The sequence below is a fragment of the Streptomyces sp. NPDC088261 genome (genome assembly GCF_044740805.1).
GTDB lineage: Bacteria > Actinomycetota > Actinomycetes > Streptomycetales > Streptomycetaceae > Streptomyces.
This window is the reverse complement of sequence record NZ_JBIURL010000011.1, coordinates 1-13,467: the sequence shown is the minus strand read 5'-3', so window position 1 is coordinate 13,467 and position 13,467 is coordinate 1. Positions and strand designations below refer to the sequence as shown.

Annotated in this window: 13 protein-coding genes; 6 read left to right on the top strand and 7 right to left on the bottom strand. The window is 68.3% G+C overall.

The annotated features are described in order from the left end of the window. Positions 1-28: 28 nt before the first annotated feature. The 6 genes from ACIODU_RS21635 to ACIODU_RS21610 form a co-directional block, all read right to left on the bottom strand. Positions 29-913: a M48 family metalloprotease gene (locus ACIODU_RS21635; protein WP_401769531.1), complete on the bottom strand. Its 885-nt coding sequence runs from the start codon at positions 911-913 to the stop codon at positions 29-31. Between the two features lie 88 nt (positions 914-1,001). Continuing rightward, on the bottom strand, positions 1,002-1,529 hold the full coding sequence (locus ACIODU_RS21630) for a Pycsar system effector family protein (protein WP_401769530.1): 528 nt from the start codon (positions 1,527-1,529) through the stop codon (positions 1,002-1,004). Further along, entirely contained in the window at positions 1,526-2,569 is a 1,044-nt protein-coding gene (locus tag ACIODU_RS21625) for a hypothetical protein (RefSeq protein ID WP_401769529.1), read from the bottom strand. Before ACIODU_RS21625 ends, ACIODU_RS21630 begins: the two co-directional genes overlap by 4 nt. A gap of 17 nt (positions 2,570-2,586) precedes the next feature. Further along, complete coding sequence (locus ACIODU_RS21620) at positions 2,587-4,707, bottom strand: hypothetical protein (protein ID WP_401769528.1); 2,121 nt, start codon at positions 4,705-4,707, stop codon at positions 2,587-2,589. After that, positions 4,704-5,471 (bottom strand): hypothetical protein, encoded by a 768-nt coding sequence (locus tag ACIODU_RS21615; RefSeq protein ID WP_356432794.1) that lies wholly within the window; start codon positions 5,469-5,471, stop codon positions 4,704-4,706. Before ACIODU_RS21615 ends, ACIODU_RS21620 begins: the two co-directional genes overlap by 4 nt. A 134-nt stretch (positions 5,472-5,605) precedes the next feature. Next, entirely contained in the window at positions 5,606-6,316 is a 711-nt protein-coding gene (locus ACIODU_RS21610) for a Crp/Fnr family transcriptional regulator (RefSeq protein ID WP_401769527.1), read from the bottom strand. 364 nt (positions 6,317-6,680) lie between these two features. Between ACIODU_RS21610 and rpsL the strand changes: the two genes are divergently transcribed. From rpsL to tuf, 4 genes are all read left to right on the top strand, one after another. Then, on the top strand, positions 6,681-7,052 hold the full coding sequence (gene rpsL / locus ACIODU_RS21605; RefSeq protein ID WP_161308205.1) for a 30S ribosomal protein S12: 372 nt from the start codon (positions 6,681-6,683) through the stop codon (positions 7,050-7,052). A 3-nt stretch (positions 7,053-7,055) separates the two neighbouring features. Then, positions 7,056-7,526 carry a 30S ribosomal protein S7 gene (gene rpsG / locus ACIODU_RS21600; protein ID WP_161308204.1) on the top strand — a complete coding sequence of 157 codons (471 nt, stop codon included), beginning with the start codon at positions 7,056-7,058 and terminating at the stop codon, positions 7,524-7,526. 38 nt (positions 7,527-7,564) lie between these two features. Continuing rightward, complete coding sequence (gene fusA / locus ACIODU_RS21595; protein ID WP_161308203.1) at positions 7,565-9,694, top strand: elongation factor G; 2,130 nt, start codon at positions 7,565-7,567, stop codon at positions 9,692-9,694. Between the two features lie 154 nt (positions 9,695-9,848). Beyond that, complete coding sequence (tuf, locus tag ACIODU_RS21590; RefSeq protein ID WP_161308202.1) at positions 9,849-11,042, top strand: elongation factor Tu; 1,194 nt, start codon at positions 9,849-9,851, stop codon at positions 11,040-11,042. Positions 11,043-11,176: 134 nt separating this feature from the next. On the opposite strand, the gene ACIODU_RS21585 is transcribed toward tuf, so the two are convergent. Then, on the bottom strand, positions 11,177-11,566 hold the full coding sequence (locus tag ACIODU_RS21585; RefSeq protein WP_356432789.1) for a Dabb family protein: 390 nt from the start codon (positions 11,564-11,566) through the stop codon (positions 11,177-11,179). Positions 11,567-11,672: 106 nt separating this feature from the next. Between ACIODU_RS21585 and ACIODU_RS21580 the strand changes: the two genes are divergently transcribed. Beyond that, on the top strand, positions 11,673-12,332 hold the full coding sequence (locus tag ACIODU_RS21580; protein ID WP_401769526.1) for a TetR/AcrR family transcriptional regulator: 660 nt from the start codon (positions 11,673-11,675) through the stop codon (positions 12,330-12,332). 220 nt (positions 12,333-12,552) lie between these two features. Then, complete coding sequence (locus tag ACIODU_RS21575; RefSeq protein WP_401769525.1) at positions 12,553-13,317, top strand: hypothetical protein; 765 nt, start codon at positions 12,553-12,555, stop codon at positions 13,315-13,317. Positions 13,318-13,467: the final 150 nt, after the last annotated feature.

Sequence of the window (13,467 nt, the reverse complement as noted above, 5' to 3'; positions counted from 1 at the left end):
TACGACGGGGGGGCCGCCCTTCGGCGTGCTACGGGCGCTTGGCGCCGTATTGCTCAAGGGCGTGCAGGCGTACACGGTGGTCGGGCTGTGAGGCCAGGAGCCGGGCGAGTACCGCCGGGAGCCTCGGGCGCTTTTCGCCGCTGTCGATCGTGCGGTGCAGGAGCGCTGTCAGCTCGGGCGCCAGCCCGAGATCGCCGGCGTACCGGTCGGCCCGGAGTTCGGCGCCGCGGGCCGCCGCCGCCATCAGGAAGGGGGCGGTGAGGACCGGCAGGAGCAGGCCGTACGAGAGGATCACGGCGACCGTCGCGACGAGGACCAGAGCCAGGACCACCAGCGCCGCTGTCCGTGGGGACCGCCGGTGGGCCCGCAGGACGGACCCGCGGAGGAGGCGCCAGGCGTGCAGGCCGGGCAGCGAGTACCAGTGGGTGATCAGTCGCGCCCAGGCATGTGCGCCCGCGCGGTGACCCAGCTCGCGGGCGAGCACCGCGGCGAGCTCTCCATCGGGCAGGTGCTCCACGGCGTGACTGGTGACCCGGACGAGCCGGCCGCCGGCCGCCTTCGCCACGACAGCATTGCTCTCCTCGACCCAGAGGGTGTGCGCCGACGCGTCCACGCCTGCCCGCGCGGTCACCTCACGCCATAGAGGTCCCAGGCGGGCGAGCTCTTGTGCCGTGGGGCGGTGCAGCCCGTACAGCAGACGGAGGAGCGGACTGCCGACCGGGCGCCAGAGAGCGAGGACACCGCTCAGCAGCCACACCACTGCCCATCCGTACACCGGCACGACTGTCAGCAGAGCCAGAACGAAGGACGCCGGGACGACCACCAGCAGACTGAGCAGCGCGTTCGGTATGTGCAGAGCGAGGTGACGCAGAGTGGTGGCGTCGGGCCACCTCCGCTGGGCTCTGATGTGCACGCGGCCTTCCGAGCGCCTGAGGCCGTCGGCGTGAGCCGGGTCTGACGACTGCCACATGAGTGTTTCCTTTCCGTGCGGGGCCGACGGCTCATCCGATGAGCAGGGCGAGGGGAAGCAGCAAGGTCGCTGCCGCGAACGAGAGCAGTCCTCTTCGGATCCATACGTGTTTGCGGTAGGCGATACGGCTGGTCGAGGCGAGTGCGCCGAGCAGCGCCGGTGCCGGATCGTGTCCGGGGCGCGGCAGGGCCTCGGCCAGGGTGCCGAGATCACAGGCACGCTGGATGTCCGCGAAGTGGGTGAGCGGCATGCCCGGCTGCCAGCCGGGGGTGCCGTACCGGGGGAGTACGGCGAGGAGCAGCGCGTAGAGGGAGCTGGTGAGGGAGGCGGCTCCCAGCCAGCACAGGACCTGTGCGGTTGTGGTGAGCTGCCAGAGAGACCAGCCGCGTCCTGCGAGGAGCCCGCTGTAGCTGCTCGCGGTCAGCCCGACGGCTGTCATCAGGACGGCGGCTTTGCTGTCCGCCCGGCCGATCTCCGTGCGCAGATTGTCGAGCAGCAGTTGCGCGGCACGTTCGTCGGCCGCGCCGGCTCCGCCGGGCGGAGGAGCCGGGGACGTCATGGCCGTGCCTCGGTTCCGGCGTCCGTGCCCGGCGGAGGGAGGAGGGACTTCACCGGGGCTTCCGAGGGCCGGGTTTCCGAGGGAGGAGCGGGGGACGACTGGCTCAAGACCCTGTTCAGGGTCTCGACCACGTAGTCCTTCGGCTTCTCCAGCTGGTAGCCCTCCAGCCCGGCCTTGTCGAGGATCTTGTCCACCAGGTCGAGCTGGGTGGCCAGCAGGGCCTTGTGGTCGTCGCGGATGTTGTCCAGGACCACGCGGGTGTCCTCGGGATGGGCGGCGAGATGGAGCACCAGGGGGGCGATCCCGCCGCTCGACAGCTGGTCCCGGTAGAACTCGATCTTCTCGGTGAGGATCTTCTGGGCGTATTCCTGCTCTTCCAGGGTCCGGCGCGATTTAGCCATCAGGACCGCGTGCTCGGGAGGCGAGGCGACCGCCTCGTGCCGGGCCTGGCGGAGGCGTTCGCTCTGGTTCCGTTCACCCGCATCTGTATGCAGTCGTACGGTGCACCCCACGCGCAGTCCTTCGGCCTCGGCGAGCGGGGGAGCGGAGTCGAAGGCGCGCTGGACGGCTTTTTCGGCATCCGGGACGGCATCGATTCGGTGCCCGCGGCCGGCCTCCCGGAGAATCCTCGCCAGGCGGGGCGCGAGCAGCGCCGGCACGTCCCGGACGCCGCTGGCGATCGCCCGCTCGGGGTCGTCGACCTGCCAGGTCAGGTCCGCGGTCGTTTCGAAGTGGAAGGCGTCGACGGCGCTGGGAAGCGAGAGCTCCAGGCAGACCGGGTGCAGGCCCATGTCCACCTCGTACTGGGCGATGTACCGCTTCCGGATGATGTCGCCGCGCGTGGGCCGCATCGGTGGTCCGAAGACTTCGTACGCGCCCTTTGCGGTGACGAACACCAGGGCGTGGTCGATCCGGGCGGCCGGCCGGCGGAGCCGGTACTGGAAACGGGTGAGCTGCCGTACGGTCAGCACGGGATCCTTCAGCCCGTCAGGACGGTCCGGCGAACGGGATTGGTCCGGTGACGGTGCTGCCTCTGTCATCAGTTTCTCCTGGGGGTTCACTCGGGCACCACCGCAAGCAGGCGGTCGGCGACGGGCAGGCGGGACGCGCCATCCGGCACCGACAGGGTGCGCAGGAGGTGTCCCACGCGACGGCGCTCCGCGGGTTCCTGGGCGAGGTCTCGAAAGAGTCGGGACAGGGCTTCCTCCGCCTCGGGCACGCTCTCCGCACCATGGACCCAGTCACGGAGAATCTGAACGGCTCGGGCCGTCCTCAAGGGGTCGTTGAGTGCCGCCCGCCACAGTGCGGACAGTTGCCGTGCCTCGACAGGCGCCTGGCTCACGGCGTGCCCGTACCACTCCAGAACCAGAAACCGGTCGTCCAGTTCGCTGCTGGGCTGCTCACAGGCGATCAGGAAAGCGGCACGTGCGAGCGCGCGTACCGTACGGTCCGCCCGTTCGTCCTCGACCAGTTGTGCCAGGGCCGCGAGGACGGGGCCTCGAGCGGAGAGCAGCAACAACTGGACTGCTTCGACCAGTTCCCGCGCCTCCTCCTCCTTCTCGTCCTCTTCGAGGTCTACCTTTTGACGATGGGTGCGGGCGGCTGTGAGCAGTGCGTTGAGCGCTTCGTCGGGCAGGACCGCGCCGAGTAAGCCGTACGCGCGGATGGCTGTCCACCTGCGGCTCGCGTCATCTCCGGTGCACCAGGCGTGCAGGATCTGTGGGACGGCAGCCGTTCCCATGAGATGGGCCAGGGTCAGGGTGTTTGCCGCAGCGAGACGGGCTCTGTGACTGCCGTCGTCCGCCCACGGCTCGACGAGATGGGCCAAGCCCGACGAGAGGTCGGAGCGGGTGAGGAGGGCAGCGGCCGCCGATGCCCGGGTCCGTACCAAGGTACGTCCGTCGACGGCGAGTTCGCTCAGCCAGGAGACCAGGGCCGGGCGCGTCGACGGATACCGCATCCAGACGGTGTCGAGCAGTTGAAGCGCAAGGCTGGGTTCCCTGAAGGCGGCCTTGTACTGGGGTACCCGACCCCAGACAGTGTTCTCGGACTCTTCGTAGCCGCGTGCTCTGGCCGCGTTCAGCCGTACGCTCCGGGGTGCTCCGAAGAGGGGAATATCCTCCCACTTGCGTGGATTTTTGCTTGTTTCGAGCAGGCGGAACAGATCATCTGCAAGCTCGCCGGCGAGAGCGTACGGCGCTTCGTTGAACACGGCCAGGGAGATCAGGAACGCCCTGTCGTGCAGGGTCAGATGGTCGTCGCCGGTGAGCCAGGATTCGATCTGTGTCTGTACCGTCTGCTCACCGAAGGCGGCGAGGCTTTCCTCGGTGGCGGTACCCGCGGCGACCGGAATGAGGCGCAGGGCGAAGGAGGCCGTCTCCTTGGGCGTAGGGCTTCCGTCGAGGAAGGTGCGCACGGCCGCCAGGTTCCGCACGTGGTTCCAGCCCTCTTCTCCTTGGGCGCGGCTGACGTGGGACTCCAGCACCAGCTCCGGAGGAGGGGGCTCCCAAGCGAACGACTTCAGGCCACGGGGAGCCGAGGACTCGGCGAGAGTGATCACCAGGTGGCTGTCGCCGCCGGCGAGTCGCTCGCGTAGGGCGTGCAGGTCTACCTGCCGAATGGGCCTGTCCCGGTCGACGATCACGTCGGCCAGCAGATATCCGGCGGTGCCGTCGAGCTGACCGCGGACGTCGGTGGGCGGGATGTCGGAGGGGAGGGACCGGATCCGGTGGAGCCCGAGCCGGTGGAGAAGCATCAGACCGGCCGCCTTCCGGCCGGTGCCGTGGCTGCCGGTGAGAACGAGGACTCGCTCCTCGCGTAATCGGGACAGCGCCTTTCCGAAGCGCGGGCTCTCGGTGAAGACGAGAGACAGGTCGGCCAGGTCGTCCGCCGGGATCTCGCCGGAGAGCGAGGGCGGATCCGTCGCCGCGTACGCCCCGAACTGGTAGAGGTTGAAGTCGCCGCGTACCTCACCGCCCGCCATGCCGTACTGGTCGCCCTTGACCAGTCCGCCTGCCAGTCCGCCCGGACTGTGCTCGATGAGGTCCTGCCGGGCGAGCCACGCCGGCGGGCGAGGTTCCTCGGCGCTCTCGTCGCCTTCCTTCTTGGCGTCCTTGGCCGATTTGTCGTCCTCGGTCGCCTGGTCCTCGGGTGTCTTCTCGGCCGTTTCCTCGCTCATCCTCGATCAGCTCCGGGCCGCGGGCCGATGGTGAAGCTGGCGTCACCCTGGACCGTGCCGCCGGCCATTCCGTACTGATCCCCCGCGATGTGGACGGCCGGCGGGGAAGCGGGGCGATCGGAGCGGTCCGGGGCCGGTCCGATGCCCTGCCGTTCGCTCCCCTTGCGCTTGTCCTTCGTCCCGCGCTGCCCCGGCGGCACCGGACCGTGCAGCCAGGCGGACAGTGGCCCGTTCTTGCTGTCCGGAGTGATGGGGTGGAACTCCTCAGGACGAAGGCCGAGGTGACCATGCCTGACGACGCCCTGGTAGATGGAGTCCGAGACGCAGAGGGCGAAGTCGCCGGTACGGGCGCCCAGCGCGGCCCGGAGTTCGTCGGCGTCGAGCAGTCGGCACGCGTGGTTCAGGTCGGAGCCGACCCAGCCGCCGAGGGAGTCGACCGCGACGTACCCGCTCGCGAGGACGACGCGCAACCGGATCTGGGCGCTGCTGGAAGCCAGCCGGTTGGTGTTGCGCAGTTGGTCCGGCAGCTCGGTGAGCACCGCGCGCAGCAGCGTGCTCACGGGGACATCGGGAGCGATGAGTTCCATCACGGAATCGCCGCGGTCCGCACGTGACCGCTGGGTCTCGTCGACGCGCGCGGCGTCCAGGGTGCGGTCCGCGATGTCGTAGAGCATCCGCCGCAGGATTCCCTGCTCGACGTCGTCGCGGTCGCTGTAGCGCTCGATGTCGAGCAGCAGGATGGTGCGGCTCAGGGGCGTGTTCACTGACGGGTGCCTCTCGGTCGGTCTGCCGTATGACGTGCCGTACAGAGGCAGACTGGCCGGGGCGGGCCCTCACCGGTGAGGGCGGATGACGCTGACGAAGTGTGACCGTGTGCACAGACGGAGCCCGGCCCGCGTCAGGAGCCGGAGCCCCCACCGACGCGGCGCAATACGTCGGGGCGCAGGATGATCAGCGTGCGGCGTCCCGTCACGACTGTCTTCCGCTCCCGCAGTTCCTTGAGGAGCCGCTGGACCATTTCCCGTGAGGCACCGATGGTGCCCGCGAGTTCGATCTTGCTGAGCGGCACGGCCAGTTCGATGCCCTCAGGAACAGCCCGCCCGTGGGTCCTGGCGAGTTCCAGCAGCAGCGCCGCGAGACGTTCCCGCACGGTGAGCGACGCGGACTCCAGGCGTCGCCGGTCGGCTGCCCGGGTGCGGTCGCTGGCCAGGCCGAAGAGTTGGATCATCGCCTCGGGGAATTCGGACAGGTACGACCGGAAGCTGTCGTAGTTGACGACGGAGGCGAGTACGGGTTCCAAGGCGGTGACAGTGGCTGATCGCGGACGCCCGGTGAGTGCGGCTGATTCACCGATGATGTCTCCGGGCCCTCGCAGCGCGAGCAGGCCCACGTAACCGTTGGGCGTCGTGGCGGTCACCTTGGTCCACCCCGCCAGGACGAGCAGCACGTGCGTGGACGGCTCGTACTCCCGTAACAGTTCCGCCCGCGCGGCGAACCGCATCTCGCGACCGAGAGTGAGAAGTACGTCACGTTCTCTGCTCTCGAGCCGGGCCAGAAAAGGCACCCGGTCGTCGAGCCCGTCGTCGCCCGGCGTCGGCACTCGTACCATGACCGTCTCCCGATCTTCGTCCGTGGCCCGCAGGGACAAGCTACTGAAGAGCGATGTTCTGCGGGCGGGAACAAGAAGAGGGCGTGACGGGGGAGGGTTCCGTACGGAGAAACTCCTGCCCGCCGGGGGCTCCGCGCATTTGTTTTGACCGGAGTCAATGCGGTAGGTACGCTCCTACCTTGTGCCTGGGGTGTGCCTGGGCTCCTGTGCGTGTCATCAACCGCATGACGAGCTCGCGTACTGGCCACCGCAATCTGTGCTTTTTCGCCTCGGCGGGAGTTCGCAGCATTCGACACACCCGACCGCGTGGGTCGGTGACGTTCCAGGTTAGTTTGACGAACGGCACACAGAAACCGGAGAAGTAGTGCCTACGATCCAGCAGCTGGTCCGGAAGGGCCGGCAAGACAAGGTCGAGAAGAACAACACACCCGCGCTTGACGGCTCCCCCCAGCGTCGCGGCGTGTGCACGCGTGTGTTCACGACCACCCCGAAGAAGCCGAACTCGGCCCTGCGGAAGGTCGCACGTGTGCGCCTGACCTCGGGTATCGAGGTCACGGCCTACATTCCGGGTGAGGGACACAACCTGCAGGAGCACTCGATCGTGCTCGTGCGTGGTGGCCGTGTGAAGGACCTGCCGGGTGTTCGTTACAAGATCATTCGCGGTTCCCTCGACACCCAGGGTGTCAAGAACCGCAAGCAGGCCCGCAGCCGCTACGGCGCCAAGAAGGAGAAGTAAACAATGCCTCGTAAGGGCCCTGCCCCGAAGCGCCCGGTCATCATCGACCCGGTCTACGGTTCTCCTCTTGTCACCTCGCTGATCAACAAGATCCTGCTCAACGGCAAGCGTTCCACCGCCGAGCGGATCGTGTACGGCGCGATGGAAGGCCTCCGTGACAAGACCGGTAACGACCCGGTCATCACGCTGAAGCGCGCGCTTGAGAACGTCAAGCCCACGCTCGAGGTCAAGTCCCGCCGTGTCGGTGGCGCCACCTACCAGGTGCCGATCGAGGTCAAGCCCGGTCGCGCCGCCACCCTCGCACTTCGCTGGGTCGTGGGTTACTCCCGCGCCCGTCGCGAGAAGACCATGACCGAACGCCTCATGAACGAACTGCTCGACGCCTCGAACGGCCTCGGCGCAGCCGTCAAGAAGCGTGAGGACACGCACAAGATGGCTGAATCCAACAAGGCCTTCGCGCACTACCGCTGGTAGTCGCACCCACCTCGAGACCGAGAGAAGACTGAGCCACAATGGCCACCACTTCGCTTGACCTGGCCAAGGTCCGCAACATCGGGATCATGGCCCACATCGACGCGGGGAAGACGACCACCACCGAGCGCATCCTTTTTTACACCGGTGTGAGCTACAAGATCGGTGAAGTCCACGACGGCGCTGCCACGATGGACTGGATGGAGCAGGAGCAGGAACGCGGCATCACGATCACGTCCGCCGCGACCACCTGTCACTGGCCGCTCGAGGACGTCGACCACACCATCAACATCATCGACACCCCGGGACACGTGGACTTCACCGTCGAGGTGGAGCGTTCGCTCCGCGTCCTCGACGGCGCCGTCACCGTCTTCGACGGTGTCGCCGGTGTGGAGCCGCAGTCCGAGACGGTATGGCGTCAGGCCGACCGTTACGGCGTTCCGCGTATCTGCTTCATCAACAAGCTCGACCGGACCGGCGCCGAGTTCCACCGCTGCGTCGACATGATCGTCGACCGCCTCGGTGCGGTGCCCCTGGTCATGCAGCTGCCGATCGGTGCCGAGGGTGACTTCAAGGGCGTCGTCGACCTCGTGACGATGAAGGCCCTCGTGTGGTCCGAAGAGGCCACCAAGGGCGAGATGTACGACACCGTCGACATCCCGGCCACCCACACCGAGGCGGCCGACGAGTGGCGCGGCAAGCTCATCGAAGCCGTCGCTGAGCACGACGACGAGGTCATGGAGCTGTACCTGGAGGGCCAGGAGCCTTCCCAGGAGCTGCTCTACGCCGCGATCCGTCGTATCACCTTGGCTTCCAAGGGCGCCGCGGACTCGGTCACCGTCACCCCCGTCTTCTGCGGTACGGCGTTCAAGAACAAGGGCGTCCAGCCCCTGCTCGACGCGGTCGTGCGCTACCTGCCTTCCCCCCTCGACGTCGACGCCATCGAAGGCCACGACGTCAAGGACCCGGAGAAGGTCATCAAGCGCCGCCCGTCGGACGACGAGCCGTTTGCCGGTCTCGCGTTCAAGATCGCGAGCGACCCGCACCTGGGCAAGCTCACCTTCGTCCGGATTTATTCGGGCCGCCTGGAGGCCGGCACCGCGGTGCTGAACTCCGTGAAGGGCAAGAAGGAGCGCATCGGCAAGATCTACCGTATGCACGCGAACAAGCGTGAGGAGATCGAGTCGGTGGGCGCCGGCGACATCGTCGCCGTCATGGGCCTCAAGCAGACCACCACCGGTGAGACGCTGAGCGACGACAAGCACCCGGTGATCCTGGAGTCCATGGACTTCCCGGCGCCGGTGATCCAGGTCGCGATCGAGCCCAAGTCCAAGGGTGACCAGGAGCGTCTGGGTGTCGCCATCCAGCGCCTCGCGGAGGAGGACCCCTCCTTCCAGGTTCACTCGGACGAGGAGACCGGCCAGACCATCATCGGTGGGATGGGCGAGCTTCACCTCGAGGTCCTCGTCGACCGCATGAAGCGCGAGTTCCGCGTGGAGGCGAACGTCGGTAAGCCGCAGGTCGCTTACCGTGAGACGATCCGTAAGACCGTCGATCGTGTGGACTACACCCACAAGAAGCAGACCGGTGGTACGGGTCAGTTCGCCAAGGTGCAGATCTCGATCGAGCCCCTCGTCGACTCCGACGTGCCGTACGAGTTCGTCAACAAGGTCACCGGTGGCCGCATCCCCCGTGAGTACATCCCCTCGGTGGACGCGGGTGCCCAGGAAGCCATGCAGTTCGGCATCCTGGCCGGCTACGAGATGGTGGGCGTCCGCGTCACCCTTCTCGACGGTGGTTACCACGAGGTCGACTCCTCGGAGCTCGCCTTCAAGATCGCCGGTTCGCAGGCGTTCAAGGAGGGTGCTCGCAAGGCGTCCCCCGTACTCCTGGAGCCGATGATGGCCGTCGAGGTCACCACGCCCGAGGACTACATGGGCGATGTGATCGGCGACCTGAACTCCCGCCGTGGCCAGATCCAGGCCATGGAGGAGCGCAGCGGCGCCCGCGTCGTGAAGGGCCTCGTGCCCCTCTCGGAGATGTTCGGCTACGTCGGAGACCTCCGCAGCAAGACCTCGGGTCGCGCAAGCTACTCGATGCAGTTCGACTCCTACGCCGAGGTTCCCAGGAACGTCGCCGAGGAGATCATCGCGAAGGCCAAGGGCGAGTAACTCTCCCGAGTTCACGCTTTAGCCTTGTCTCCGGCAAGCCCTGGAGCACTCCGGCCGTCACCACACGGTCCGGGTGCTCCGGGCCCCGGCATTCCAGCAAAGATCACCTGGCGCCGATGAGTAAGGCGTACAGAACCACTCCAGGAGGACCCCAGTGGCGAAGGCGAAGTTCGAGCGGACCAAGCCGCACGTCAACATCGGCACCATCGGTCACATCGACCACGGTAAGACGACCCTCACGGCCGCCATTACCAAGGTGCTGCACGACGCGTTTCCGGACCTGAACGAGGCCTCGGCCTTCGACCAGATCGACAAGGCTCCCGAGGAGCGCCAGCGCGGTATCACGATTTCGATCGCGCACGTCGAGTACCAGACGGAGTCGCGTCACTACGCGCACGTCGACTGCCCCGGTCACGCGGACTACATCAAGAACATGATCACGGGTGCGGCGCAGATGGACGGCGCCATCCTCGTGGTCGCGGCCACCGACGGCCCGATGCCGCAGACCAAGGAGCACGTGCTCCTGGCCCGCCAGGTCGGCGTGCCGTACATCGTCGTCGCGCTGAACAAGGCCGACATGGTGGACGACGAAGAGATCATGGAGCTCGTCGAGCTCGAGGTCCGTGAGCTCCTCTCCGAGTACGACTTCCCGGGCGACGACCTCCCGGTCGTGCGCGTCTCGGCGCTGAAGGCTCTTGAGGGCGACAAGGAGTGGGGCCAGTCGGTCCTGAACCTGATGGCCGCCGTCGACGAGTCGATCCCGCAGCCCGAGCGTGACGTCGAGAAGCCGTTCCTCATGCCGATCGAGGACGTCTTCACGATCACCGGTCGTGGCACGGTCGTCACCGGCCGTATCGAGCGTGGTGTCCTCAAGGTCAACGAGACCGTCGACATCGTCGGTATCAAGACCGAGAAGACCACCACCACGGTCACCGGCATCGAGATGTTCCGCAAGCTGCTCGACGAGGGCCAGGCGGGCGAGAACGTCGGTCTGCTCCTCCGTGGCATCAAGCGCGAGGACGTCGAGCGCGGCCAGGTCATCATCAAGCCCGGTTCGGTCACGCCGCACACCGAGTTCGAGGCCCAGGCCTACATCCTGTCGAAGGACGAGGGTGGCCGTCACACCCCCTTCTTCAACAACTACCGCCCGCAGTTCTACTTCCGTACGACGGACGTGACCGGTGTGGTGACCCTTCCCGAGGGCACCGAGATGATCATGCCGGGTGACAACACCCTCATGACCGTCAACCTGATCCAGCCCGTCGCGATGGAAGAGGGCCTGAAGTTCGCCATCCGCGAGGGTGGCCGGACCGTGGGCGCCGGCCAGGTCACCAAGATCAACGTCTAGTCTTCACGACTGGTTGTTGGATCTGACCTGGTTGTCCTTCACAGGGCAGACAGAGCAGTGAGCAGGGGCCCCGCGCCGATCCGAAGGGATGGGTACGGGGCCCCTGTGCTGTGTCCGGAGTACGGTACGGCCGGTCAGCCCGCCGGGATCGTGTCGAGGAGCCGGCCCCACTCGGGGTACGTGGCGACCTTCTTGAGGTGCATCGCCGCGACCTTCTCGCCCATCTCGGGGTCCGGGTCGTCCGACAGCCGGACCGCCGAGAGCTTCGCGAGGTGAGGGATGATCACCGAGTCGCCGGCGAGGTGGACCGGGTCGTACATGTAGCGCTCCAGCGCCGCCAGGTCCTCGACCCCCGCGCAGTAGGTGTGCGTGAAGCCCTCGTCCGGCAGGCCAAGATCCTGGCCGACGGCCGAGAACGCGACCGACTCGACCGTGGACGTACGGCGCATGGCGGCCAGGACCTCGGCCTTCGCCTCGTCGGTCGTGCCGTCCTTGAAGCTGAACCGCAGGATGTTGACGATCACGGAAGGTGCCTCCTCGGGTGGGATGCGGACTGCGCGAATTGAACTCGCTGGTTCAATTTAGTGATCTGATGAGTTCACACGCAAGAGGCGCCGGTAGGGTGCGCGGGTGACCGGAACAGCGTCCCCGGCGGGGCGGGCCGCCCCGCGCGGGCGTATCGACAAGCGGCAGGCGATCCTCGACGCGGCCTTCACCGTCTTCGCCCGCAGGGGGTACGCGGAGGCCTGCGTCCAGGAGATCGCCGAGGTGGCCGGCGTCGCCAAGCCGACGGTCTACAACCACCTCAGCGACAAGGAGAACCTGTTCCGGCACGCGATGGCGGCGGCCGCGGACATCGTGATGGCGGAGAACCTTGCCGTGGCGGAGCGGCTGCGCGACCCGGGCGGCGATCTGGACGCGGTGCTGGGGGATGTCGCGTACGGGCTGGTCCAGGTGTGCTGCGGGGAGCGGTCGCGGGCGCTGCGGTGGCTGACGTACGCGCAGGTCGCGCGCTTTCCGGACCTCATCGAGGTGGTCCAGGGGCGGACGTCGGTCCGGCTGGCGGAGGCGCTGGCGGACCGGCTGGCCCGGCTGTCCCTGGCGGGGCGGCTGCGCCCGTGTGATCCGGCGCTGGCGGCGGAACAGTTCCTGGCACTCCTCACCGGCCCGATGGAGGCCCGCTCCGGGCTGGGCACGCACGACATCCCGGCCGAGGAGGCGCGGGGGGTGGCGAGGGCGGCGGTGGATACGTTTTTGCGGGCTTACGGGGTGGGTGGGGCGGGGGTGTAGGGCCTGGGGCGTCGGTGGTCGGGGGTCGGCGGTCGGCGGGCGTCGGTGGTCGGCGGGCGGGCGTTGTCGTCGGGCGTCGGTGGTCGGGGGTCGGTGGTCGGCGGGCGTCGTCGGCCGTCATCGGCGGTCGTCGGCCGCGACTGGTCGTGATCATGGGAGGGTGGGCGCGGACGGACGAGGCGTGGGGCCATGGGTGGTTCCGGTGGGGAGGTGGTCGCGGGTGTCGACCGATGGCGACGGGCGTTCGGCCGTGGGGACGGGTGCTGGTAGGGGTCCGGGTACGGGTGCGGCGGGGGTGGGAGCCGGGGGTACGGGGGCGGCGGGGGCGTCTCCGGGCGCCGGCGGTCGCCCCGTCTCCGAGGCGCTCCACCTCATCCGGCGCCGGCTCGACGCGCTGCCTCCGGGCCGGGGGAACGGCTACTGGCTGCCTGCCCGCACCGACCGCCCCCGCCGCGCCTACATCGCCGCCAACTCCCCCCTCCTGCGCGCCGCGGCCGAGCACGCCGGGCTGCCGCCCGCGTTGCTGGCCGGGATCGCCTGGCAGGAGGTCCAGGGACTACCACGCGCCGTGGACGACATCGCGTACGCCGTCCGCCGCGTCCTCCGGTACGTCGCGCCCGGCCCCCTCGCCCGGCGTGTCCGCGACGCCGACAAGACCTCGATGGGACCGCTCGCCGTCCAGGTGCGCCGAGCGGCGGAGGTGCTGGGGTACGACCCCGGCGCGCTGGGCGGCCGGCAGCGGCGGGTGGTCGTGCGGGCGGTGAGGGAGCCGCGGCAGAACGTCTTCATCGCGGCGGCCTACCTGGCCATGCTGAGGACGGAGTGCGACTTCGCCGCCGTACCGGCTGAGCGGTTGACCCCCGACCAGCTCCAGGAACTCGCCGCACGCTACAACGGCGGCCCGCACTACCGGGTCCCGGCCGCGCAACGGTACGGGAGGGCGTTCGCGCGGGATTTGGCTGCGGCGCGTGCGGCGCTGGGGTGAGGGGGGGTAGTGGTGCGGAGGGTTGGTTGGGTGCGGGTTCGGGCCGAGGGGTAGCCGGGGGCACCCGGTCTTGTATTGGTCGGCGTGGGGCCGCCCCTTGGTGTTGATTGTCGCGGGTCCGGTCCGGGCGTCAAGGGCGCTCCTGCGTCG